15 protein-coding genes, 2 pseudogenes and 1 riboswitch are annotated in these 21578 nt (G+C 59.6%); of the genes and pseudogenes, 4 read left to right on the forward strand and 13 right to left on the reverse strand.

Annotated features, from left to right (window positions below):
• Position 1: 1 nt before the first annotated feature.
• The 9 genes and pseudogenes from K1X12_RS14840 to K1X12_RS14880 form a co-directional block, all read right to left on the reverse strand.
• A complete protein-coding gene (locus K1X12_RS14840; protein ID WP_220988348.1) occupies positions 2–1849 on the reverse strand; it encodes a TonB-dependent receptor plug domain-containing protein in 1848 nt (615 codons plus the stop codon).
• A gap of 168 nt (positions 1850–2017) precedes the next feature.
• Positions 2018–2206: riboswitch (cobalamin riboswitch) on the reverse strand.
• 55 nt (positions 2207–2261) lie between these two features.
• Positions 2262–2864, reverse strand: a complete 603-nt coding sequence (gene cobO / locus K1X12_RS14845; protein ID WP_220988349.1) for a cob(I)yrinic acid a,c-diamide adenosyltransferase — start codon at positions 2862–2864, stop codon at positions 2262–2264.
• Positions 2865–2875: 11 nt separating this feature from the next.
• Positions 2876–3394, reverse strand: coding sequence for an alpha-ribazole phosphatase (gene cobC / locus K1X12_RS14850; RefSeq protein ID WP_220988351.1), 519 nt, complete (start codon positions 3392–3394; stop codon positions 2876–2878).
• Positions 3385–4143, reverse strand: coding sequence for an adenosylcobinamide-GDP ribazoletransferase (gene cobS / locus K1X12_RS14855; RefSeq protein ID WP_220988353.1), 759 nt, complete (start codon positions 4141–4143; stop codon positions 3385–3387). Before cobS ends, cobC begins: the two co-directional genes overlap by 10 nt.
• Entirely contained in the window at positions 4140–5147 is a 1008-nt protein-coding gene (cobT, locus tag K1X12_RS14860) for a nicotinate-nucleotide--dimethylbenzimidazole phosphoribosyltransferase (protein WP_220988912.1), read from the reverse strand. Before cobT ends, cobS begins: the two co-directional genes overlap by 4 nt.
• Before the next feature lie 68 nt (positions 5148–5215).
• A pseudogene (locus tag K1X12_RS16980) lies at positions 5216–5857 on the reverse strand (IS6 family transposase).
• A gap of 432 nt (positions 5858–6289) precedes the next feature.
• A protein-coding gene (locus tag K1X12_RS14870) for an IS3 family transposase (RefSeq protein WP_439649739.1) occupies positions 6290–7431 on the reverse strand; the annotation gives its coding sequence in 2 pieces (ribosomal slippage) (positions 6290–7158 and positions 7158–7431; 1143 coding nt in all).
• Positions 7432–7711: 280 nt separating this feature from the next.
• Positions 7712–9253, reverse strand: a complete 1542-nt coding sequence (locus K1X12_RS14875; RefSeq protein ID WP_220988355.1) for an alkaline phosphatase D family protein — start codon at positions 9251–9253, stop codon at positions 7712–7714.
• A 118-nt stretch (positions 9254–9371) separates the two neighbouring features.
• Entirely contained in the window at positions 9372–11975 is a 2604-nt protein-coding gene (locus tag K1X12_RS14880; RefSeq protein WP_225907994.1) for a TonB-dependent receptor plug domain-containing protein, read from the reverse strand.
• A gap of 240 nt (positions 11976–12215) precedes the next feature.
• Between K1X12_RS14880 and K1X12_RS14885 the strand changes: the two genes are divergently transcribed.
• Complete coding sequence (locus tag K1X12_RS14885; RefSeq protein ID WP_220988357.1) at positions 12216–12971, forward strand: HAD-IIA family hydrolase; 756 nt, start codon at positions 12216–12218, stop codon at positions 12969–12971.
• A 5-nt stretch (positions 12972–12976) separates the two neighbouring features.
• Here the strand turns inward: K1X12_RS14885 and K1X12_RS14890 are convergent, their stop codons facing one another.
• The gene (locus K1X12_RS14890) at positions 12977–13879 is read right to left on the reverse strand and encodes a MurR/RpiR family transcriptional regulator (protein ID WP_225907995.1); all 903 of its coding nucleotides are present in this window, start codon (positions 13877–13879) and stop codon (positions 12977–12979) included.
• 200 nt (positions 13880–14079) lie between these two features.
• On the opposite strand from K1X12_RS14890, the gene K1X12_RS14895 reads away from it, so the two are divergent.
• Genes K1X12_RS14895 through phnE form a run of 3 tightly spaced genes read left to right on the forward strand, consistent with a single transcriptional unit; the run spans position 14080 to position 16789 of the window.
• Positions 14080–15003, forward strand: coding sequence for a phosphate/phosphite/phosphonate ABC transporter substrate-binding protein (locus K1X12_RS14895; RefSeq protein WP_220988358.1), 924 nt, complete (start codon positions 14080–14082; stop codon positions 15001–15003).
• The gene (locus tag K1X12_RS14900) at positions 15000–15785 is read left to right on the forward strand and encodes a phosphonate ABC transporter ATP-binding protein (protein WP_369426133.1); all 786 of its coding nucleotides are present in this window, start codon (positions 15000–15002) and stop codon (positions 15783–15785) included. Before K1X12_RS14895 ends, K1X12_RS14900 begins: the two co-directional genes overlap by 4 nt.
• Positions 15782–16789 (forward strand): phosphonate ABC transporter, permease protein PhnE, encoded by a 1008-nt coding sequence (gene phnE, locus K1X12_RS14905; RefSeq protein ID WP_220988359.1) that lies wholly within the window; start codon positions 15782–15784, stop codon positions 16787–16789. The genes K1X12_RS14900 and phnE overlap by 4 nt, the downstream gene beginning before the upstream one ends.
• 66 nt (positions 16790–16855) lie before the next feature.
• Here the strand turns inward: phnE and K1X12_RS17245 are convergent.
• From K1X12_RS17245 to K1X12_RS14920, 3 genes and pseudogenes are all read right to left on the reverse strand, one after another.
• Positions 16856–17267 (reverse strand): annotated as a pseudogene (locus K1X12_RS17245) (DDE-type integrase/transposase/recombinase).
• A 378-nt stretch (positions 17268–17645) separates the two neighbouring features.
• Positions 17646–19025 (reverse strand): MFS transporter, encoded by a 1380-nt coding sequence (locus tag K1X12_RS14915; RefSeq protein WP_220988360.1) that lies wholly within the window; start codon positions 19023–19025, stop codon positions 17646–17648.
• Positions 19022–21490, reverse strand: coding sequence for a glycoside hydrolase family 3 C-terminal domain-containing protein (locus K1X12_RS14920; RefSeq protein ID WP_220988362.1), 2469 nt, complete (start codon positions 21488–21490; stop codon positions 19022–19024). Before K1X12_RS14920 ends, K1X12_RS14915 begins: the two co-directional genes overlap by 4 nt.
• Positions 21491–21578: the final 88 nt, after the last annotated feature.

Consider the following 21578-nt stretch of genomic DNA (forward strand, 5'->3'; position numbering starts at 1 on the left):
CCTAGTAGCGCAGGCGAATGCCGACCGATCCTGAAAGGCCGGGCGTGCCGTAACCGAGGATCTGCTGATAGTGCTTGTCAAACAGGTTCTCGACGCGGCCATAGAGTTCAACACGCTCATTGATCGCATAGCGGCCCGTCAGGTCCACGCGCGTCCAGCCTTTCAGTGTGGTGCCGTTCGTGTTTGCCTCATCCCCGTTGTATCGAACCAGCACCGCTCCGGAGAACGGACCATCCGGATCAAAAGCAAGCGACACATTCCCGGAATGCTCCGGCAGGCGTGTGAGTTCGTTGCCGTCACCATCTTCAGCGTCAATGTAAGTGTAGTTTCCGGAGACGCTTAGCCAGCTGGCCAGAACATAGCTGGCAAACAGTTCGACACCTTTGCTTTCGACCCGTGCAATATTGTCATAGCCGGCGGTGTATGAGAAATCGATGAGGTTCTCAGTATCCTGATCGAAGTATGTGACGCCCGCCGCTGCACGCCCATCCGCGGAGCGCCATTCCAGTCCGATGTCGAAAGCTTCGGACGTTTCAGGCTTGAGGTCCGCATTCGGTTCGCTCAGGCCACAGAATGTGCAGATGTAGGTCGTCTGGAATAGCGATGGCGCCTTGAAGCCCTGCCCCCAGCTTGAGCGGATCGTCACTCCGTCGGTAACGCTCCATGCGGCCGCCACCCGCGCCGTTGTCTCCGAGCCAAAACGATTATCGTCGTCCTGGCGTACGCCGGCAGTCAGCGTCAGGTTTTCGCCAGGCTTGAGCTCATACAGTGCAAACAAACCATCAATGCTCGCCGCGTCGCCATTGGCGGTAGTCTCTTCGCGCTCTGCGCCAAAGGATACCTTGTTTGCATCGTTGATCGCGAAAGTCCCCTGATAGCGGTAGAGCGTCCTGTCGCCTTCAGCGAAGTAGCTTTGCGCACCATTGGTAAAGTTCTCACGGGTGATGTCGGAATAGCCGATCAGAAACAGGTTTTCGAACCGGCCATCCATGAGCGGAAGTTTGAGCGAGACATTGCCCGACAGGGTTTCATTCTCGGTCACCTCATCCCCATCGGCGACGCTTCCCTGCGCGCCCGAGGAGAAGCGATCATATTCTGACTCAGCCTGATTATAGAGAATAGTCGCCTGCAGCCTGGCCGAGTTGGGAAGGTTCAGCCCCCCTTTCGCCGACACGGTTGCTGATTCGTAGGCATCGTCTTCAGAGTTGCCATTCTTTTTGTCCGCCTTTGAAAGGCCATCGGTTGTGATGCCGCTTGCCGAAAACCTGAAATCTCCCGCCTCGTTCGCGCCTTCGATCGAAGCGCCCCCCCGGAATGTGTTGAACGATCCGTACTCGGCAAATGCGCTGCCGCCGAACCCCGTCTCTGGTTGCCGCGTAACAACGGAGACCACGCCGCCGATGGCGTTGGAGCCCCAGAGGGTCGACTGCGGCCCCTTGAGGACCTCGATGCGCTCAATGTTGGCGGTGTCGAGATAAGCGAAGTTGAAGCTGCCATCGGTCGTCGAGGGGTCGCCTACAGGCACGCCATCAATGAGAACCAGGGTCTGTCCGGAGGAGGCTCCGCGAATGCGGACACTGGCGGAACCGCCAAAGGCGCCATTCTGGTTGATCGTTACGCCCGGCGCAGTCGCCACGGCATCCAGCGCGAAGTCGAAGTCCAGTTTCTCAAGGTCTTGCGCGGAGATAATGCTGACGCTGGAGCCGACTTCAGTTGCGGTCTGGCCAAGGCGTGAGCCTTCAACGATGACCGGTCCGAGCCGGCTTTCCTCAGCCTCAGAAATTTGTGCAAAAGCTGGCACAGCCACAGCAATAGTGGCCGCACTGAGCAGCGCCGTTTTGTACGACATGGGTATTCCCCTCAATGCACCCCCGCCGCCCGGAAAGACAGGTGCAATTCATAACGACGTCATCTGGCCCATGAGGTTACTCATGTGGGCGGCCAGCCAATTTTCTCGATGTCGTTACAAAAGGAGAGGCATCAGCCTTCCCGCCCGCAGAGAACTCTTCCCGGCCTCCGGACGAACGACGCGATGGCAGGTCTCCTGGCTCACCGATCATCACCTTTGGCCGCCTTCCCAGAACTTGCGTTCCAGTGGCATGTTGGCCATCAGCTCCCGGCTGACAGTTGCGGGTACAGCACCGGATTCACACCGGCTTCCCTCTTAGCTCCCGGTTAGAGGAGCACCATCTGATCGTTCTGATGTTGCAAGTGCGAATGTCTGTCAATGCCTCTTGTGGCCCCTGACGCAAAGGCAATTGCTAGAAATCGATCCCTCGCTGGGCCTTGATGCCGGCCTTGAAGGGATGCTTGACTTCGGTCATTTCGCTAACGAGATCAGCATACTGACAAAGTTCAGGTCTGGCATCACGCCCTGTCAGGATAACGCCTGTGCGATCCGATCGCGCCTTCAGGCCATCAATCACGGCCGCCACATCAAGATAGTCATAGCGCAGGGCAATATTGATTTCATCCAGCACGATGAGATCATAGTTTCCGCTCTCCATCATCTCGCGAGCCTTTGCAAATGCCGCTTCAGCGGCTGCAATATCGCGGTTGCGGTCCTGCGTGTCCCAGGTGAAACCATCTCCCATCGTGTGCCAGTCCACCTGGTCTTTCAGCGACATGAAGAACTGCTTTTCGCCCGTGATCCATTTGCCCTTGATGAACTGGACGACACCAACCTTCTGCTTCCAGCCGAGCGCCCGGATGATGACACCGAAGGCCGAGCTCGACTTGCCCTTGCCATTGCCGGTGTGAACGAGGACCAGACCGCGCCCGGGATCGCGCGCTTCAGAGGTCTTCTTCTTCTGCTCCGCCTGCAGCGCCCTCATCTTTTCAGTATGTGTGTCCCGGTCGCTCATGCCGTGTCCTTTCAGTCATTCAGGGTGACAAAGCTTCCAAAATCCAGCGTCGTCGCATGGCTCTCGGCGGTTTCGTCCATTGCAAGAGCGGCCTTGATGACGCCGCCATGGGTAACAATCAAGGTGTCACCTTCCAGCTTCCGGTATGCGTCGAGCGCTTCAAGGGCGCGGGCGCGCAGCATAGCGACGCTTTCGCCGCCATGAGGCCGGGCATGCAGGAAGTCATTTGCCCAGGCATCGACTTCCTCACGAGGAAGCGCGCTCCAGGCCCAGCCTTCCCAGCACCCAAAATCCATTTCCCCCAATCGATCGTCTTCGGTGACACTGCGGCTCGTCTGTCCCGCGATATAATCGGCCAGCCGCCGGCAACGCGAAAGCGGGCTGGTCACGACGCGGTCGAATGCGGGCAGCTGAGACAGCAACGCTTCGGCCTCCTCCGCAAAGGTCGCCGCCAGCCCGACATCGCGCCTTCCATAGCAAGTGCCCGCGTCCACGTCTGGGCGCGTATGACGCAGCAGGATCAGAGCCATAACAGCAGACCCAGATAAAAGCCTGCCTCGCTCACCTGCTGGACCGCGCCGAGGGTGTCGCCGGTATAGCCGCCGAGCTTCCGCTCGAAGAACTGCCGCATGGCTCCATGGCCGGCGACTACGCCCCCAAGTCCGCAGAGCATTGCCGAGAAGGGCTGGGCGAGCGGCCAGAGCATGACAATAAGCGCGCCCGTAACGCAGGCAATCGCCAGCCCGCCGCCGGAAAGCCCCTGCGCAACCGGCTTGCCCGTCCCCTCGTCGCGGACATAGCGGCTCGTCACGATGACCAGCACGGCCGAGAGCCGGGAGAGTGCATGTCCAGCCAAGAACGCCATCACGATCAACGGGCCCGGCATGGAGGACAGCGCGGCTCCCTTGAGCAGCAAGACGCACACCAACGCCGCCGCGCCATAGGTGCCAATCCTGCAGTCCTTCATGATGGTCAGCGCCTGCTCGCGCGTCTGCCCGCCGCCAATGCCATCGAATGTGTCGGCAAGACCGTCTTCATGAAAGGCACCTGTCAGCAGCAAGCCGGTGCCAAGGGCGAGGAGAACGCTAACCGGCACCGGCAAGCCGAGCGCAGCGAGCCAGAAGACCCCCGCGCAAATCCCGCCGATCATCGCCCCGACCAGTGGATAGTAAGCGGGGGTCGCGGCCATCCGGGCCGGCGTGTAGCCTGGCTGCACAGGCAGCTGAATGCGCGTCAAGAACTGGATTGCCAGGCCTAGTTTGGCGAATTCGTCCTTCATGCCGGCCCGCTCACGCCAGCGCTTTCGAAACTTGCCATATCGCGCAGCATCGCCGCGGCGGCCTTCACCAGCGGCCAGGCAAGGAGCGCGCCCGTGCCCTCTCCCAGCCGCATGTCGAGATCGAGCAGAGGTTTCGCCGAAAGCGCCTCCAGAACGCGCACATGACCCGCTTCTGCCGACTTGTGGGCATACACGAAATTCATCGCGCAGCCGGGCGAAAGTTCGCGGGCGCAGAGGGCGGCAACCGTTGCGATGAACCCATCGACCAGTACGACCCTGCCGACGTCTGCCGCCGCCATCATCGCGCCAATCATGGTTACAATCTCAAAGCCCCCATACTCCCTCAGCGCGTCGCCAGCCGGGAGCCGGTCAGCTGTCCGCCCGGCGGCCGTCTCCAGCAGCGCCCGCTTTCGCGTCAGGCCATCATCGGCCAGGCCGGTGCCACGTCCGGTCAGATCTGCCACGGGAACACCAAGCATCTTTGCTGCAACAAGGCTTGCCGAAGACGTGTTCCCGATACCCATTTCACCGAAACAGGCCGCATCATGGCCGTCATCGGCGCCAATCGCGCGGCCATTGGCCAGCGCCATATCTCGCTCAGCCACAGTCATCGCTGGGCGCACAATCGCATTGGCCGTCCCGGCGCCCACCCGCCGTGACAGCAAGGACGGTGCGTCGATCGGCTCGCCCGCCACCCCGCAATCGACCACCTGCACATCAACGCCCAGCGTGCCTGCAAAGACATTGGCGGCGGCGCCCCCTCCCAGGAAGTTCATCACCATCTGCCGGGTCACAGCCTGCGGATAGGCCGACACACCCGCATGCGCCATGCCATGATCGCCGGCAAATAGGGTCAATCGGCAAGTTGCGGCAACGGGCCTTAAGGTATTTTGAATCATGGCCAGCTGAGCGGCCAATTCCTCAATCCGCCCAAGCGCGCCAACCGGCTTTGTCTTGGAATCAATAGCTTTCTGAAGCGACGACTGAAAATCTGTTTGAGGCATGTTCATCGAACCGCTCTATCGGCCCGAGCGCAGCGGAGCCATATCTTTTTTTGGGGGAGTTGTCAGTTTCATACGAACCCATCTCCGCTATTCGCGAACGGCGGGGCACGTAGTAGTTTGAACCTGCCCCTCCCTTCGATATTTCGCTGGTGATTGAAATGATTGTGGACTGACGAATGCACTGAAGCGAATTTCCGCAAACTTCGCATTCCTCGGAAACGCAGCATCGCCCGCTCCCGTCTTCGGAACGGAAGGTGGAAGTTCTTGGCGCGATTGTTGAGGTGACGCCTTGGTTTCTTGACGATCCTTATTCCCTACAACCTTCATCGCGGCTCGATAGGGCGGGCACCTGTCGATTACCACAATTTCTGGATTGCCGAGCCGCTTCATTGCATTCTTTAAGAACTTCAACGCCGCAACCTTGTTCCTCTTCTTCGTCACATGCGCTTCCAGGACTTCGCCTTCGTGGTCTACGGCACGCCAAAGATAGTACTGCTCACGACCTATCTTCGTGAAAACTTCGTCAGGTGCCAGCGCCATTGTCGCGCCTGATGCATCGCCTCCTACCTCTGTTTACAGAGCTTTCGGAGCGAATGCGTCCCAAACTGACCGGCCCACTGCCTGACCGTTTCTTGGCAAACGTCGATTCCGCACTCGTGCAGGAGATCCTCGACGTTGCGAAGCGACGACGGCAATCGGACACACATCATCACGCCGAGTTAGATGATCTCAGGAGATGTCTTGAAATAGCGAAACGGCGATCTGGTCATTTCTAGAGGTTACGTCTCAGATATGAGCGCTTCGATCCCGGTTGCCCTTCCGCCCCCCTACTCGGATTGAAGGTTCAGATGGGGAGCGGCGAACTCCGCCATCCGGCCATTGGAGTGCCCTACGCCTTGCGCATGGCCGACCTGCCAGCCGAAGGAAACAGCCCCAGATTCAGCAGCCAGACGTCCTGCGTTCACGAAGTAATGTCCCCGGGCGAACCGGTGCGGGCCTTGTGCCGCCGCTTCGGCGGTCAGGCGAAGACCTGATGCAGCGGGGTCAGTGTCCGCGGCACCGAGAAGTACCAGAAGGTGGCCTGCCCGATGCGACTAGCCCAACCGTAAAGTTAGAGTTGGCGGTTGGTATTGAAGCGGCGTTCATGCTGCCGCTTCCACATAGTAAGGCGGCATGAACGCTGCGGGCAAGATGGCTTTCGGGGCGGGTGGCAGATAGTTCAGGGATGAGTGCGGCCTTCTTGTGTTGTAGTGATGCCTCCAAGCTTCGATGAGGGCCTTGGATTCCCGCAGATCATAGAAGATTTCCCTGGCCAGCAACTCGTCGCGGAGTTTCGAGTTAAAGCTCTCGCAGTAGCTATTCTCCCAAGGTGATCCCGGCTCGATATAGAGCGTCTTCACTCCAATGCGCTGAAGCCAGTCCCGCAAGACGGTGGCGATAAACTCCGGTCCATTATCGGAGCGTATGTGCTCGGGTGGCCCATGCCCGACGAACAACTCCCCAAGGACATCAAGCACATCGCTTGAACGAAGCTTGCGCTCAACCCGGATGGCAAGGCATTCCCGCGTATACTCATCGATCACGCACAGCATACGGAACACCTTCCCGTCATGCGTTCGGTGCTGCACAAAGTAGTAAGACCAGACATGCCCCTTGTGCGCTGGCCTCAACCGCACGCACGAGCCGTCATTCAGCCAGAGACGCCCGCGTTTGGGCTGTCTCATCGGCACTTTAAGCCCTTCCCGACGCCAGATGCGATACACCCGGCCTGCACTCACCCGCCATCCGCCCGCTCTCAGGAGAGCTGTCACACGCCGGTAGCCGTACCGGCCAAACCGCTCGGCAAGAGCAACTATAGCGTCGGTAAGAGCGGCCTCGTCGGCGCGGGGTGTCGGTACCCTGCGCTGGGTGGCACGGTGCTGGCGGACCACATGGCAGGCCCGGCGCTCTGACACGCCCAGCGTTTCCACCACATGATCGACCGCTTCGCGTTTTCGGGAAGGGCTCAGTACTTTCCCGAAAGCACTTCCTTCAGGATCTGGTTGTCCAGGGTCAGATCAGAGACCGCCTTGCGAAGCCGCCGGTTCTCAATCTCAATGTCCTTCATTCGCTTTGCCTGATCTACCTGAAGGCCGCCATACTCCTTGCGCCAGCGGTAGTAGGGCTGCTCCGTCACACCGATCGCTCCCGCTGCTTGCCCGGCTGTCTCGCCCCGGCTCAACCGGACTTCCACTTCCCGCAACTTCGCTATGATCTCTTCTGGCTTGGCTCGCTTGCTCATTATCAGCTCCGTATCGAAGCCAACTCTAAATCAAATATTGGACCAGTGTGCTTGAGGCAGACCACCGTTGATTATGGTCTAGCACTCTGGAAAAGTCAGACCAACCGCAACCTGGGGTACGGATTATCCCGCTTCCACTCCGGTCTAGCACTCTGGAAGGCATTGTCAGCGCAAGCGGGCTTGCGCTGACAATGCCACCTGGCGGTCAACTGACATCGCGCGCAAAGAAAAAGGCTGGCCGGAGATTTTCCGGCCAGCCCTCCCCCCGGCATTTCGGAATAGATCAGATGTCCCGGGTGCGGATTTCCACGTCCGTATACACACGAGAATCCGCGCGGCCGGCATCTTCGACGACCCGGAAATCGCCGGTGCAATCCTTTTTGCTGACCGTTACGCGCAGATATCCGCGCTGTTTGCCATTCAGATGAGAGACGTGCGGGTTTGCCTCATGCATCACTTCCATATCGCGCGCCCAGGGACAGCCTGAGGAGATGGAGCTGCCGACAAGCTCGTGGCCAAGCCGCTTCGACCGCGTGTCGAAGGGCATCTGGTAGAGTGTCGAGGCCATGGCAGTGTGCCAGTCACCGGTGAGGAAAACCGGGTTCTTCACGCCCGTGGCCAACATGTCCGCCAGGCGCTGACGCGCGAGCGGATAGCCATCCCAGCTGTCAAGATTGGTGACGGGCGCTTCGGGCGGGGCGTTGTAGCGATAGGGCGTGAACCAGACCTGCGTGGCGATCAGGTTGAACGCGGCGCCGGAGCGCTTCAGCTCCGAATGCAGCCATTCTTCCTGCGCTTTGCCCATCATGGTCTGGGCGGGATCATTAGCTTCCTCACAATAGGCCTTGCGGCCATCGCCGCAGGGCTGGTTGGTGCGGAACTGGCGTGTGTCCAGCAGGTGAACCTGCGCCGGGCCGAGACGGAAAGCGCCATGCATCAGGAGGCCGGCCTCAGTGCCCTTGACCCAGGGCGGCGTCTCGATCGGCATGTGCTCATAATAGGCCTGGAACGCGGCCAGCTTGCGCACGCGGAACTCCAGATCCGTTTGTTTTTCGAGATCCTGAGGGATGGAGCCGGCCCAGTTATTGTCGATCTCATGGTCATCCATGGCGACAATCCAGGGCGCGATGGCATGAGCGGCCTGCAGGTGCGGATCGGTTTTGTAGAGAGCGTAGCGGTTGCGGTAATCCCAGAGCGTGACTATTTCCGGCCCGTTATGGAGGCGCACGGTTTCAAACAGGCGGCGTTCGCCGGCGCCAACGTCCCGCATGTAGGAACCGAGCGTGCCGACGCCGCCCTCATAGATATAGTCGCCCGTATGAATGACGAGATCGGGCACCCATTCGGCAAGATCGCGATAGGCTGCGTAATAGCCGGCTTCATAATGCTGACAGTAAGCCAGCGCAATGCGGGCCTTGTCGTCATTGGGGCTTGTCGTCCGTGTCCGGCCTATGACGGTATCTTCATCATTGTAGCTGAACTGATACCAGTATTCCCGACCAGGCTCGAGCCCTTCGCATTTGTAGTGGACCGAGTGGGCCTTTGCATCGGATGTGGAAACCATCTCGTCACGGATGACATCGCGCATGGCCGGATCGCGGGCCACGCGCACGCGGACTTCGGCGCGGCCAGGCGGCATACCGCCACCTCTCAGGGGATCGGGCGCAAGCCGCGTCCAGAGGATAACACTCTCCGGCCGCGGGGTGCCCGAGGCGATACCGAGCGTGAAATATGTAGCCGAACTGTCAGCGAAGCTACGCTGCGATGCCATGGCGGCGGCAGCCGCAGCGCCGGTAAGCGCGATGAACGACCTGCGGGAAAACATGCGTGATTTCTCCTGAATGGGAAGATGAGCGAGCAGAGGACCGGCCAGCAGCTCCGGGGGAAGCCACTGGCCGGGAACAGCGGATGGCGGCGCGACATGAGCCCCGCCATCACGCAGATCAGAAGCGGTACTCGTACTGTATCCAGGCAGAACGCGGTTTCCCGTTCCAGCCATACTGGCGGTAGTAAGCGCTGTCGTTGACACCGACCTCCCCGCGAACCACAGCGCGGTCCAGCGTCAGGCCGGCGCCGCCCGAGTAGCGCTCGTAATAGTTCTCATCGAGGAGGTTCACGCCGCGGATGAGAATGCGGTGCTCGTGGTCCTTGCCGAAGAAGTACTGGATGGACCCGTTGAGGACGAAATAGTTGCCGAAGTTGACGTCATTGACCACACGGTTGCCATTGGCGTCCACGAGACGGGCTGCCGTGGTCGGCGCATACGCCCATTCCGGACCCTGAAGGCGGGGGTTGAGCGCGAACACCCACTGGTCGGTCGGCTTGTAGGTCAACAGGGCAGAGAGCGTCCATTCCGGGCGTTCGCCGGACTGGCGCTTTTCCTGAGACCCCGCCGGGCCGGGTGTTACGAAGCCCAGATCTGCTGTGGTCCCATCCAGACGGGCCGGCAGACCAAATACCGGATTGGTCTCAAGGGAGTCCATCATGGTGTAGGATACGTCACCAGAGAACGGGCCGTAATCGAAAGCGAGATCGACTGTGACGCCTTCGATTTCCTGGATCGACAGAGTGTTGACAGCCACCACTTCCGATCCATCCAGACCACGGCTTGCCGCCGTTGCGCAGAAGGAGTCAGGCGGCACAATGCTTTCCCGGTTGCGATTGATGATTTCAAGATCGAAGGGATTGCCGACATATTGGGGGCAAACCGATTCAACCGACCGCGTACCAAACTGGTTCTTGATGTCGGTCTTGAAGTATCCAAGCTCGATGTTGAAGGTGCCGCCCCTGAACGAGCCATCCATGCCGATACCGGCATTCAAAGCCTCAACTGATTGCGGCTCAAGGCCGGGGTTGAGGTTCCGATTGGCCCCATAGGCGCCGATCTCGTCGATCTTGGGAGCCGAGTAGGATGTGCCACCGCTGGCGCGGGCATAGATACCGGCCGGCAGATCCTGACGAAGACCGATCTTGTAGATCATCTCATCGTCAAATCCCTCATTGAAATCCTGACGGACGGCGAAGGAGCCATTGAGGCCTTCGAGAACCGGCAGGCTGAGGCGCAGATCGCCATAGAGTCCCGTTGACGTGACCTTCACATCCTTGACCCCGAAGGAGTCGTCGGACGCATCTTCATAGGCGGTGTACTGAACACCGCCAACAACTTCAACCAGGTCATTGAGGCGGTAGGTGCCACGGGCATTGATCCCGTAGTCAATGTATCCGGAGCGGCGATTGTCCGTCGAACCGAAGCCCTTGACCGGGGTACCGTCCCCGAAGGACGTGGTCGTCTCGATGATATAGCCGATGGGCGCGCCGATCGGGAATGGGTTCTGGACGGTGCCGTAAGGCTGGCCGAAATAGGGGCTGCTGGGATCCTGGTTCACCATCCAGCCATTCTGTGCGCCGGTGGCCGCACCACTCGTCGTTCCGTAGGGATTGGTGACACAGCCGGCCGGGAGGTTCGGAACAGTGGCCGCGAAGGCTTCGTATTGTGCGGCCGTCGTGAAGCCGGTGATCCCTTGCGCCGAAGCGATGGCGCGCACATCCGCCGGCAGATCCTGCAGGCGAGGCGTGCGGCAGACGCGGGCCAGCAACTCATGGTTCTTCAGCTGCGGCTTCTGCCAGTGAGAGTCCACTTCGATCCGGAAATCGTCCGAGAACGACTTCTTGTAGTTCGCCGTATAGATCGGGAACTCGGTGAAGTTGGGGGTGTAGATGGTCGAGTTCGGGAACGAGTCGTGGAAGTCGATGGTAGAGAAACTTGCGCCCAGACGCAGTTCCGAGGTCTCATCGATCTGCCAGAGATACTTCGCGCCAATGCTGTTGAAGTCATAGGGGTAAGGCTGGAAACCGCCGAGGGCGAGAACGTTATCCCCATATGCAGAGGCATCGAAAAGCTCGTGTGCGTCGGAGTGATAGGACCGGCCATACACCAGGAAACTGTGCTTGCCTTCGGAATCGACCGGCATTGACACATTGCCATAGATTTCGCGGGTCTTGAACGAACCGGCATAGACGCCGATCTGGCCTTTTTTTGTGCCGTCAGGCTCTTTCGTCTTTACGCTGACCACCCCGAGTCCGCCGTTTGATCCGAAATAAAGCGACTGGCCGCCGCGATAAACTTCAACGCTGTCGATCATACGCGGGTCAATGGCGGTAGCTGGCCACAGATCTTCTGACGGGCTGGAACGGTCGAAATACGGAACGCCATCTACCAGAAGCAGCGTGTCACGGTCCGTGCCGCCGTCGATGCGGATGGTGAACTCGCCTTCATCGGGCGAATAGCCAATGTTTGCGCCGCGGATCAGACCCGCAGCCGCTTCTCCAAAGTTCGTGAAGCCGCCCGTCTCGATCTTCTGAGCATCGATCAGCTGCACCTGGTTGCCGAACTGTACAAGGTCAATCGCCATCGGCGTGGCCTCGTCCACACGGCGGCCTTCGACCAGCACCGTGCTGAGGCGGGCCTCGTCCTCTTCTGCAGCCTCGGACTGCGCCATCGCAGGCGCCGCGAGGCTGGCCGAGACCAACACGGCCCCGACACTCAACAACAGTCTCTTTCTCAGATAGTATTTCACTGTCACCCCTCCGAGGTTCAGATTGCGCCGGCCTGACCGGGCAACCGCAATAGCTGTGCGCGCAATCAGTTCTGCGCAGGGGCCGGGTAGCCGGTGAATGTGACGCGTCGGTGAAGTTTCTGTAATTCAAATATAAAATTTACTCATTTCATGTTTTCCATCTTTTGAATTATCTTCATTTCGTCTAAGCCGCCGCTCATGAAGAATGTTATGCCCCTTGAAGAGCTGCGCAGCCGGGATCCCAAGTCACTCATAAAGTCTGCTGACGGATTTCTTCTGGATTGGGACGGGTGCTGCGCGATCGACAATCTTCTGGTGCCTGAAGCCGCAGCATTCCTGCGCGCGCATCAGAAACGGCTGGCAATTGTGTCGAACAATTCCACCCACACTCCGGACGAAATGCGCGCCATTCTGGACAAGTCCGGCATTGAACTTCCCCCTGAACGCATCCTGCTGGCCGGCATGTTCGCGATAAGGCGGGCGCGGGATCTGGGGCTCAAGCGGGCCATGATCATTGGAAGCCCTGCCATGAAGGCGTTGGCCCAACGCTCCGGGATCGAGGTTGTGCGGGAAGAGGCTCAGGTCGTCATCCTGATGCGCGACACGCGGGTGACCTATGCTGCGCTGGAACGGGCTGCCAACTGCCTGGCTGGCGGCGCAAAACTGATCGTTGCCAACCCTGACGGGTCACACCGGGGCGCCAACGCGCGCATCCGGCTGGAGACCGGCGCCTTTCATGCCGCCCTTGAAGCGGCGGTAGATTTGTCTCGGGCGGAAACAGAGATCATCGGCAAGCCGAGCGAGGGATTCTTCCGTGAAGCATGCCGGATTATCGGTACTTCTCCCCACCGAACCGTGATGCTGGGGGATAATCCGGATACCGATATTGAGGGTGCAATCCGGGTGGGTATGCCCTGTCTTCTCGTGGCGCCAAGCCCACAGGAATTCTTTGCCAGGCTGATCTGAGCCCCTCAGAAACGCTTGATCGAAAGCACGTCGAAGGTTTCGCGGAGTGTCTCGGTCGCGTGGTCATAATCTGCCATGGCGAGGGCGGCGATCAGCGTGTCAATCACGCAAAGCTGGGCAATCCGGCTCGTCATGGCTTCGGTCCGGAAACGGGTTTCCTTCGACATCGTGTAGAGTTTGATATCGGCAAAAGCCTGAATGGGAGAGTTGGCGAAGTTCGTGATAACAATGGTTTTGGCGCCCGCCTCATGCGCCAGCCGGGTGGCGGAAAGCGTTTCGTGCGTTGCGCCGGAATGTGATATGGTCAGTACCGCGACATTCCGGCCAGTACGTGAGGCGCTGATCGCCTGAATGTGGCTATCCACCACAACCCGCGCATCAATGCCGATCCGCAACATACGGTATTGTGCATCCTCGGCGATTGGCGCGGATGAACCGATTCCATATATCTCTATCCGGTCAGCCGCGCGGATGGCCTGCACGGCCTGATCAATCGCATCGGCGTCCACCACCGAGAGCGTATCGCGCAACGCCTGAATGCCGGCATGGAAGATTTTACGGCAGATGGTTCCGGTATCATCTCCCCGCTGGAGATCCTCCTGAATGAACTGGACAGGCTGAACAGTATCCTGCGCTAGGCTGAGTTTCAGCTGCTGAAAGCCGGTCAGACCCAACTGGCGACAGAAATTCACCACGCTGCCATCACTGGCCCCTGTCTCAGCGGCGAGTTCGGTGACCGACATACCCACAACGCGGCGAGGGTTGTTGAGCACAAACTCGGCAATGGAACTCGTACTGGGCCCCAGAGACGCCTGCCGGATACGGATGCGGCTCAGAACATTGCTGACAACCGCCGTATCCTTCTTCCCCGTGGTCGCGCTTTTTGACTGCGCCTCTTTTTTCTTCATTGCCCGATCCCCGACCATACGCTGATTGCCGGCCGCTTCCCTGCCCGGCGGACTCCCTCTGCCTTACTTTGAGGGAAAATAAAATCTAGCACAGGAAGAATTGAATAAAATTCACAAACAACCCTGAAATTTCCGCTTCGCGTCACATTAGTGTTGCGGCGGCCCGCTAGCTTGCAAGCGGAAGTTAGAAGGGGTCAGGCATGCGTATCATTGCAGCTTTGCTATGCATCTGGATGCTGGGAGCGCTGCCCACACTGGCGCAGACGAGAGATGGCAGCGCGAGCCAACCGCTCGAGGTGATCCTGATACCGGCCGATGGCGGCACAGAAGACGGCACCAAGGCAGATTTCCTCCCCTTGTTCAATGCGCTGACCAAGACAAGCGGCCTGCATTTCCGTGTACGGGTCGGGCAGAGCTATGCGGCGGCCATCGAGGCGGTCTGCACGGGGCTTGCAGATGTCGCATGGCTTGGCCCAACCTCCTATCGGGAGGCGCGTGATCGCGGCTGCGCCGAGTTGCTGGCCGTGGAATCCACCAATGGCAGCGCAACCTATTACGCAGGAATTTTTGCGCTGAAAGACAGCAGCATTTCCAGCGCGCAGGATCTGCGCGGGCGATCCGTGGCGTTCGGCCCGCCGCAATCGGCGAGCAGCTTTGTGTTTCCGATCGGGATTCTTCTGGACGCCGGTATTGATCCGAGAAAGGATCTTTTTCAGGTTCGCATTGGGGATAGCCATACCAGCGGGCTTGTTGCTCTGGACAACGGCCTGGTGGATGGCGCTGCTGCGTCGTTCATATCGTTCGAACGCGCCGCAAATTCGGGCGCGATTGATGCCTCCCGCTTCCGGATCGTGGGGCGCTCGGCCCCTATTCCCAATCCGCCCCTGGTGTATGCCAAAGCGCTGCCGCCTGCCGTAAAATCCAGACTGCGCGCCGCGCTGGGCGCACTGCACCAACAGCCGGGCGTATCCGCCGATGACATTCGCGGCTATGGCGGAAAGCGGGTTGACCGCTACGATATTACGATCACTGACGATGATTTTGAAACAGCCTTTCGCCCGGTCTCGGGGGTGGATGGCGCCTTTACGGCGGCGCTGGTACGGCGCGCGGGCACTTACCGGTGACGGAAGCGCATAACCTCAGCCCCAGTCGGCAACCGGTCATCCTTTCTCTTTCAGGCGTAGGCGCTGCCTATAACGGCACGATGGCGCTTGAAGGGGTAGATCTGGACCTCTACGCGGGTGAGTTCTGCGTCATTCTTGGACCGTCAGGCTCGGGAAAGTCGACGCTGTTGCGGCTGATTTCCGGACTTGTGCCGGCCTCTTCCGGCAAGATCGAGCTTCAGGGCATCCAACTCTCCCGGGCCACACGCCGGCAGATCCAGCGCAAACTGGGAATGGTGCATCAGGACCATGGGCTGATCGACCGGCTGAGCGTCGTGCAGAATGTCATGACTGGCCTCGCCGGCGAACTGCCGATCTGGCGGCTGATCCTGCGGCTCTATCCGCCTGAAGTGAAAGCCGAAGCCTGCCGGCTTCTGGCTGAAGTGGGCCTTGACGAAAGTCATGTGAACCGCCGGGCGCGGGAGCTATCCGGCGGTCAGCGGCAGCGTGTAGGCATCGCCCGGGCGTTGATGGGCAATCCGGCCGTCATCCTTGCGGATGAACCCGTCGCCAGCCTTGATCCGGCAACCTCGCGCGACATCGTCGGCCTTCTGCGGCGCACGGCGAAAGAACGCGGCGTGCCGGTGCTCTGTTCGCTGCATCAGACCGACCTGGCGCGGGAGTTTGCAGACCGTATTGTGGTCATCAGGTCCGGCCGCAAAGAGTTCGACGGGACGCCGCACGCGCTTTCCGCCAGCAGCCACGCTCCAGAACCGATCCTCAAACGGAGCGTTACCGTATGAGCGAGAGTACTGCAGAGAGTGTTCATTCGCCAGAGGCCTGGCGATTGAAGCCAGTCTATGGCAGCCGGACCTTGCTGGCCGTTCTGGCCTGCTTTGTGTTTCTCATCTGGTCGGCGCCGCGCGTGGAACTGGACGTCCTTGTACGAAATGTGCAGGAATATGTGGGAAGTCTCGGCGCGGGGCCTGACAGCTCCCAGATCGGGCGAGGGCTTGCCTCGATTGAGGACAAGATGTTCCCGCTGGTGATGGACGAGCGAACGCCCCTCGAAGCGGGCGGTGAACCGCGCGCCTGGCCCTCGCGCATTGAAGAGGTGACGCGGCAGGAAACGGCGCTGAACCCCGAAACTCTGCAAATAGAGACGCGTGAGATCATCGAGCGGTATCGGGTACAGCCCTTTGGCTACCTGCTCTATGTCTGCGGAAAGATGCTTCAATCCATAGAGATGGCTATCTGGGCAAGCCTTTTTGCAATGCTCGCCAGTCTCGCCTTGATGCCGCTTGCCGCGCGCAACTTTACGCCCCACCCTGTAGTCCGCACGGCGGCGCGCTCCATAGTATCGCTTTTGCGCACCATCCCGGAACTCGTGAGCGCGCTGTTTCTGGTGCTTCTGTTCGGCTTCGGGCCGGTGGCCGGCATTCTTGCGCTGACCCTTCACAGCATCGGGTTCCTGGGAAAATTCTATGCCGACGACGTTGAGACCGCCGACATACGCCCTCAGGAAGCCCTCACCGCGCTGGGTGCAAGCCGCCTGACGGTTCTTCGCCTTGCGGTACTGCCAAATGTAGTGCCTTCATTCGTGGCGCTCACTCTTTATGTGGTGGACCGGAATATCCGTATGGCCACAGTCATCGGCATCGTCGGCGCCGGCGGCATCGGGCAGGAACTGAAAGGCCGGTTTGACATGCTGCAATATGGGCACGTGGGAACCATACTGCTGGTGATTTTTGCCACCGTCCTCGCCCTGGATGCATTTGCCAGCCAGGTTCGCCGTCATCTGATCTGAAGCTGACGTGACAGGGGGCTGTCAGTCTATGCGAACCCGCCTCCGAAATTCGCAAGCGAGCGGGTATCAGACAACAAGAAGCTCGCGCCATTCACGAAGGGCGGCGTCTCTTGGCGATTTGAACCTGGCGCCCCCTTCGATATGTCTCTGATGATTGAAATGGTTGTGCACAGACGAATGCGCTGAAGCGAACTTCTGCAAACTTCGCATACGCCGGAAACGCGACATCGCCCTCTCCCGACTGCGAAATGGCTGATGAGAATTCTCAGCGCGATTATTGAGATGGCGGCCCGTCTCGCGGCGATGGGCGTTACCCATCCACCCAGAGACGGACGCTTTCGTGATACACGTCGATGCCTCGTTCATGGAGAAGGTCTTCGACATTCCGCAATGACAGCGGAAATCGAACATACATCATCACGCCGAGTTGGATGATCTCGGGCGACGTCTTAAAGTAGCGGAATGGATTTTTGGCCATTTGCGACGGCTACGCCGCTAGAACTGCCTCCTCAAGGCCGTTTCCGCTGACACTGCCCCCGGAGCGCGTCACAGTTCGGAGACGTTTAGAGCAATTCCGCTCATCTCGCCGGCAGGGCCGCCTTGAGCCCAATGCTGTATTTTACCCGCGGAACTCTGGCGGCCTCCGAGCTAACGCCGCGATTTTAAGACCGCACACGGATAATCGGGCCCATCCGCTCCAAAACAGAGAGCCAGGCGGCGTTGGGCGATGAAAAGATCGCGTTGTCAAAAAAAATGGGAGATCTGGTTTGACATCGATGGGTGTATCCAAACGAAACAGGTGACGACGTGGCCGGATCTGCGTCTGGATTCCACCTGTATCGACACCAGCATCAGTTCAACCACCGGCGACCCGGCGCGCCTCAAGTATCGCGACCAGCTCCCTGTGGCGGGCCTGATCCAGCGTATATCCGCGCAGGAGAAGCAGGATACCGACCGCACCAGCCGCCGGGATAAGCGCCATGATGGCCTTCATGCTAGTCAGCGTCTCCGGCGAGAGCGCCGTATTTGCCTGGTATCCGGCGGCACCAAGAAGCACTCCCAGCAGCACGGCATTGATGCCGGTCGCAGCTTTTTGCGCAAATGTCGCGAAACCGAAAGTCTTCGCTTCGGCGCGCACCCCCGTCTTGACCTCACCATATTCTACCGTGTCGGGCAGCATGGCCCAGAACATGACGGCGAGAGCAGATGAACCGGCGCCAATGATGAGGATCGAACCGAATGTGAGCCAGAGCCAATTTTGAAAGTTGACGAAGAACAGCAGGTATCCCGCAAGCGCCATGACTGTGCCGATAGAGAGCGAGACACGTTTGGACGTGAGCTTTGATATCCAGACCCAGAACGGTACTGTCAGCACAAGAAGGATCGCAGGCAGAACGAGCGCAATGACTGTCAGCTCAGGTTTCTGCAGATCGTATTTGAAATGGTAGAGCATGTTCTTGCCGAACATGCCGAGACAAACCGAACCAAGAATAATCACGCCGAAAACACGGATGAGCGGCGGATTGGCCAGGAACATCGGGAAGATCGACTTTAGGTCGCCGAGCAGGCTTTCCGAGCGGGCGGGAACGGCTGCCGGTTCGCGCATCGAAAAAAAACAGTAAAGCAGGGCCAGCGTCGCCAATGCCCCGCTGATACATGCGGAAACAAAATACGCGTGCGCTTCCCGCCCCTCTCCGAACACCTGCACGATAACCGGCGTAAGGAACACCACTGCCAGGCCGCCGGATGCTGCCCCCACCATTCGAAAGCCGGCCAGAATTGACCGTTCCTCACCATCGCTGGTGAGGCGCGCCTGCAATGAGTTGAACGGCATGGAAACAACCGTATACGCCGTCCGCAACAGAATATGCGTTGCAAGCGCCCAGATCACAGGATCGATTGCCAGATTCCCAGGGCCTGAGAAGGCCAGCGGATAGGCCACACCAAACGGCACAGCGCCAAAAAGCAACCACGGCCGGTACATTCCCCACCGTGACCGGGTGCGGTCGGCAAGGGCCGCAAAGACCGGATCGGTCACCGCATCCCAGATCATGGCGATCATGTAGATCATGCCTGCGACGGCCGGTGAAATGCCCAGCACATCTGTGTAGAAATACATCAGGAACAAGGCCGTTCCCTGCCAGACGAGCAGGAAACCAAAATCCCCCACACCAAAGCCAATGCGTGCTTTCAGGGGGACTTGCCCGGCTTTCTTCTCGGCGCCCGGTTTGCTCATGCCACGATCTCGAAGCCAGCATGGGCGCGCAGGTCACGTGAAGAGAATCCCGCATGCGCGACATAAGCACCCGGCGTGACCGCCCAGCCGCCACCATGCATGTCAAACCAGGCAAAGTCCTCCCGGGTAAGGGTGAAGGTAACGCGCGCCGTTTCGCCAGGTTGCAGCGAAACCTTACGGAACCCGCGCAGCTGGCGCAACGGCATCGCCTCCCGGGTGGCCCGGTCTTCCAGATATATCTGGACAGTCTCTGCCGCCTCGACCTGACCGGTATTCGTCAAATCCAGCGCAAGCTCGACAGCGGGGCCGGCCGCGTGGGCCTTCGCCTCGAGACTGGTGATTTCGAACCGGGAGTAGGTCAGTCCGTGTCCGAATGGAAACTGTACGTCCATGCCAGCTTTGTCATAGTAGCGATAGCCGACGAAGATTCCCTCGCCATACTCTGCGGACTTGTGTCCCGGATAGAATGGATAAGTGGGATTATCTTCATAGCGATGCGGGAAGCTGACAGGGAGCTTTCCCGAAGGCGACACCTTGCCTGAGAGCAGGCCCTCGAGCGCCGATCCGCCTTCCCCGCCCGGCAGCCACATCTGCAGGATCGCCGGAACATCTCCCGCCCAGGGCATTTCCACGGGCGCGCCTGTGTTGACGATAACGGCAGTCTTCCGATTGGCGGCGAGCACATCCCGAACGAGGTCATCCTGCCCGGCTGAGAGCTTCATGCTGCGCCGGTCCTTCCCTTCGGTTTCGTCCGTCGTTCCGGACCCGACGAAGAGGAGCACCATGTCAGCGTCTTCTGCTGCGCGAAGGGCGGCTTCCCGGCTCGGGCGGGGCGTACGCATGGAAACGTTGAAAATATTGAAGGCGCGGATGGCGCGTTCAGTGCTTTGGGAATACCGCAGACGGATGGGATAGGTTCGTCCCGCCTGCAACCGCATACGCGCTTCCCGGCGGTTGAGCGGAAGGATCATGAACAGGAGTTCGCGTTCGGAAGGCGTACCCTCACCAACCAGGACTTCGTTTCCGATACTGAGTTCCACATCATCGTTTGAATGGGAGATGACGAAGTCGTAGTCGCCGTCCTGCTCCGGCCGGAAGTAGCCTGACCACTCCACGGAAAAGGAAAGGTCATCCTCTGACTGAACTTTGCCGCCAAAGCCCAGCTTGGAAAAATGCCAGTCGATCTCTTCATGCGCGACCGGCCCGGCATAACCTGGTTTTGCAAAATATCGTGCTGTGAGCCCCTGACGGGTGAAAGTTTCGTCGGGAGACAGAAGGCGCCAGTCAATCTGAGGCGGCGCTGGCTCATGATCGAGCCCCCGCTCGAAGACAATCTCCACCTGCCCGCCAAGCGCGGCCTTCAGGCCATCCAGTGGGCTGACGATCCTGTCCGGACTGACCTGCGAACTGCCGCCCCCCTGGATGGCGGGCATATAAGCTGGCTGGCCGATAACGGCGAGGCGTTTCACATCCGGAGATACGGGCAACAAATCACCGTCATTCTTCAGCAGCACCATCGACTGGCGCGCCGCATCACGGGCGCATGCGCGGTGGCGATCGCTGGCGAGTTCGCCCCTGCCGGATTTGGGATTCCCATCCAGGAGGCCGCAGCGGATGATGAGACGGAGCAGACGGCCCGCATGATCGTCGATGACCGCCTCGCTGACGTCCCCGTTGCGGACCGCATCCACAAGCCTCGATCCGAAATGACGCGCAGGGCCAGGCATTTCGAGATCGAGCCCGCTATTGGCAGCCTCAACGGTTGTTTTCGTGGCGCCCCAGTCCGAAACGACGACGCCGTCATACCCCCACTCTCCCTTCAATACGTCTTCGAGCAGGAATGAATTTTCGCAGGCGAAAACACCGTTGACCTTGTTGTAAGCCCCCATGACCGTCCACGGATTGGCACGGCGGACAACTGGCTCGTAAACGGCCAGATAAATCTCACGCAGCGTGCGCTCCGACATATCGGAGCTACCGCTCATGCGTTCGTGCTCCTGATTATTCGCGGCATAGTGCTTCAGCGAGGTGCCGACCCCCTGCGACTGGACACCGGCAACATAGGCGGTCGCAATTTCCGCGGCGAGACGCGGATCCTCTGAATAAGTTTCAAAATTGCGCCCCCCCAGCGGCGTGCGCTGGATATTTACGGCCGGCGCCAGAAGGACGTCCACATCATGCGCGATCGCCTCGCGCCCGATCGCCGCGCCCACCTCTTCGATCAGCCTTTCGTTCCAAGTCGCTGCGAGCGCGACCCCGACGGGAAAGACCGTTGCCGCATCAGAGTTGACTGACCGCAGACCGGTCGGGCCATCGGAAACACGCAGGCTGGGGATACCGAGGCGCTCAATTGCCGGCAGGGTCCAGAAATCGCGGCCCGCCATGAGGGAGACCTTCTCTTCCAGCGTCATCTCACTCAGCAGCGCTGAAATCCGCGCGTCAGGGACGGTGTCCTTTGATGCCATTGTCGCCTCCCATGCGAACTTTTTTTGTATGACAACGTTGCTTTCCACATGGAAAGTTTTTTCGCAATAGCCGGACGTAAAGAAATCA

This window comes from Hyphomonas sediminis (assembly GCF_019679475.1).
In the GTDB taxonomy this organism is placed as follows: domain Bacteria; phylum Pseudomonadota; class Alphaproteobacteria; order Caulobacterales; family Hyphomonadaceae; genus Hyphomonas; species Hyphomonas sediminis.

Coding starts and splice junctions, on each gene's coding strand:
- K1X12_RS14840 (WP_220988348.1), bottom strand. CDS start 1,849: ATGTCGTACAAAACGGCGCTGCTCAGTGCGGCCACTATTGCTGTGGCT.
- cobO (WP_220988349.1), bottom strand. CDS start 2,864: ATGAGCGACCGGGACACACATACTGAAAAGATGAGGGCGCTGCAGGCG.
- cobC (WP_220988351.1), bottom strand. CDS start 3,394: ATGGCTCTGATCCTGCTGCGTCATACGCGCCCAGACGTGGACGCGGGC.
- cobS (WP_220988353.1), bottom strand. CDS start 4,143: ATGAAGGACGAATTCGCCAAACTAGGCCTGGCAATCCAGTTCTTGACG.
- cobT (WP_220988912.1), bottom strand. CDS start 5,147: ATGCCTCAAACAGATTTTCAGTCGTCGCTTCAGAAAGCTATTGATTCC.
- K1X12_RS14875 (WP_220988355.1), bottom strand. CDS start 9,253: ATGTTTTCCCGCAGGTCGTTCATCGCGCTTACCGGCGCTGCGGCTGCC.
- K1X12_RS14885 (WP_220988357.1), top strand. CDS start 12,216: ATGCCCCTTGAAGAGCTGCGCAGCCGGGATCCCAAGTCACTCATAAAG.
- K1X12_RS14890 (WP_225907995.1), bottom strand. CDS start 13,879: ATGAAGAAAAAAGAGGCGCAGTCAAAAAGCGCGACCACGGGGAAGAAG.
- K1X12_RS14895 (WP_220988358.1), top strand. CDS start 14,080: ATGCGTATCATTGCAGCTTTGCTATGCATCTGGATGCTGGGAGCGCTG.
- phnE (WP_220988359.1), top strand. CDS start 15,782: ATGAGCGAGAGTACTGCAGAGAGTGTTCATTCGCCAGAGGCCTGGCGA.
- K1X12_RS14915 (WP_220988360.1), bottom strand. CDS start 19,025: ATGAGCAAACCGGGCGCCGAGAAGAAAGCCGGGCAAGTCCCCCTGAAA.
- K1X12_RS14920 (WP_220988362.1), bottom strand. CDS start 21,490: ATGGCATCAAAGGACACCGTCCCTGACGCGCGGATTTCAGCGCTGCTG.